The sequence below is a fragment of the Marinactinospora thermotolerans DSM 45154 genome (assembly GCF_900167435.1).
Taxonomy (GTDB): Bacteria; Actinomycetota; Actinomycetes; order Streptosporangiales; family Streptosporangiaceae; genus Marinactinospora; species Marinactinospora thermotolerans.
Window position 1 is genome coordinate 1 of the sequence record NZ_FUWS01000032.1, and the last position, 2,376, is coordinate 2,376.

Below are 2,376 nucleotides of genomic sequence, written 5' to 3' on the forward strand. Positions count from 1 at the left end.
TGACAACGAGTGTCGATCTTCACGTTCGCAACGAGCAACCCACCACCCCACCAACCACCACAACCCCCCTTATCACCAACAAAAAACACCACCACGATCGAAGTGGTAATCCCCGATTCGCGCCGCGGAGAATTGCTTCGGGCGCGTCCGACCCATTGGATCTCTTTGGGAAGAGGGATCGGCTGAGGGGAAAGCCGCCGGACGGAAATGGGGAAGGGTTCACGGGGGGCTTCCCGCCGGCGGGTATGCTGGCGATTCCACCGCCGCGGCCGCGAAGGCGGCGGGGTGCGGCGCCTTCGCGCCGTGTCCGCCACGTGCGTCTCCGCGAGGCGTTGGGCACGCAGGGCCCGGTCTTTCGTTGTGTCCGTTCGAAGGGGGCCGGGTCCTGTCCAGGCTTCCCGTCCCCTTGGACGACCTGCACGGCGGCCCCGGCGAGTCGTGACTCGCCGGGGCCGGCGCGGGAAGAGGAACCTCGTGGTCGCCTGCCAGGCGCGGTGTCCTAGAAGCCGCCGCCCAGGGTGGCGGAGGTCAGGCTGAGCTCGCCCGCGCCGTAGGGGCCGGCGAAGGAGGCGTCCTTCTCGTAGAGGGCGCCACCACCGAAGCCGCCGCCCCAGCCGCCGCCGAAGCCCCAGCCGTCACCGCCGGCGATGCTGGTGATGTTCCACTCCGCCGCGCCCTTGGGGCCGGCGAAGGAGGCGTTCTCGTTGAACAGGGCGCCACCGCCGCCACCGCCGATTCCGGCGTTGGCCGCTCCGGCGATCCCCATGGCCGCGGGAACGGAGATCAGGCTGATGACGACCGCGCGCTTGATCATGCGCATGTCTAACTCCTCGTTCGACGTGTTGGGCACTTCCCACCCGGTCCTTCGTTGTGTCCGTTCGAAGAGGACCGAGGTTTCGGAAACCGGATCTCTCCGGCTCGAAAATGGCACTACCGATACATAGTGTGATCATTCAATCACATAGTGTGCTGTGTATCACATTGGACTCCCTTATCTCTCAATGAGCGCAAAAGGCGGATGGGGCGACAAAGCGTCAGGGATGTTCCCCCGCCGGGTCGATCCGGCCTCGTCATGTCATGAGAGGTTCCGAGCGCGTGCGAGGGTGGCGGGCCGGGGCCTCGATCGTCGCGCGCCCCGAGTAGGGGCCGGGGAGGCGGAGGTCCGTCTCGTCCTCCGTCGAGAGCGCGAGCACGCTGCGGCGGAACTGCTCCAGCGTGGCCCCTCCGGTGGCCTCGGCGAAGAGTTCGGCCACGCGCCGGTAGGACAGCCGGCTCCGGCCCGAGACCGGGTCGGTGTCGGAGAGCGGCGGTCGGGTCCGCGGACGCCGCTCGGTGAGGAAGAGCGGTCCCAGGCGCCGCCCCATGACGAGATCGGGAAGGAGCGAGGCCGTCGCGGGCCCCCAGGCGACGACGCGGCGAACGCCCTCCGCGGTCCGCGCCCGGGCGCGTCGGTCGGCGAGGTCGAGATCCTCGACATTGAGCGCCAGCACGTCACAGGCTCGGGCCGCGGACTCGTACAGCATCCGCCAGAGCACGCGCTCCCGTAGCGGAAGGTCCTCTCGGGCCACCAGGGACTCGATCGCGACGCGATCGAGCAGTCCCGGCGGGCCGAGGGGCGCGGACCTGCGGCGTATCCCCTGGAAGGGGTTCTCCGTCAGCCACCCACGGGCACGCCACCACTGCCCCGCGGCGGAGAGCGCGTTGAGGCGGGCGTTGATCGTGGCCGGCGATCGGTCCGACCACTGGTGGTCGAACCACAGGGCCACCCGTTCCGCCGTTCCCTCCTGGGTCAGGGTGCCGAGGGGCGCGCGCGGATCGAAGCGGTGGGCGAGGGCGCGAAGCGCGACCGCGTAGGCCCGGCGGGTGTGCGGGTTGGCCACGTCGGAGAGGAACGCCTCGACGGCCTTGCCGAGCGTCAACGTCTGCCCTGTCCCGCTTCTGGGGGAGCCGGTCGAGGACGTTCTCCTGAGTGGATGCGCGGGACGGCTTTCCTGGCATTGGCCGGGGCCCCTGGCCGTGAGCGACCGTCCGGTGGAGGCGAGAGCGTCCCGGTGGCGTCGGGGCGTCGAGGTCTCCAAGCGGACGTGTTCCCGCTGGTCAGCGTAGTTTTCCATGGCAACGATGCTGCGTGGAAGCGGGGAGGGCGCCTAACGGGGGACGCGGGGACGGGATGAGCCTTTGCGTTGCTTTGGCGTCTTTGTGGACCTCTCTGCTGTCATCTGACCTAGATCACCTTGTGGGGGCATGGCGACTGCTATGCCAGGCAACGGTGTGTTTCATGGTGGTGGTGTTTTTTGTTGGTGATAAGGGGGGTTGTGGTGGTTGGTGGGGTGGTGGGTTGCTCGTTGCGAACGTGAAGATCGACACTCGTTGTCA

General features: G+C 68.4%; 2 protein-coding genes. Both read right to left on the reverse strand.

Annotated features, from left to right (window positions below; all coding sequences use genetic code 11):
* Nucleotides 1–499: 499 nt before the first annotated feature.
* Complete coding sequence (locus B5D66_RS24805) at nucleotides 500–820, reverse strand: hypothetical protein (protein ID WP_078764250.1); 321 nt, start codon at nucleotides 818–820, stop codon at nucleotides 500–502.
* Between the two features lie 250 nt (nucleotides 821–1,070).
* The gene (locus B5D66_RS24810; protein WP_078764251.1) at nucleotides 1,071–1,919 is read right to left on the reverse strand and encodes a hypothetical protein; all 849 of its coding nucleotides are present in this window, start codon (nucleotides 1,917–1,919) and stop codon (nucleotides 1,071–1,073) included.
* Nucleotides 1,920–2,376: the final 457 nt, after the last annotated feature.

Bases quoted from the DNA above. Each gene is read 5' to 3' on its own strand.
- B5D66_RS24805 (WP_078764250.1), bottom strand. From the start codon at position 820: ATGCGCATGATCAAGCGCGCGGTCGTCATCAGCCTGATCTCCGTTCCC.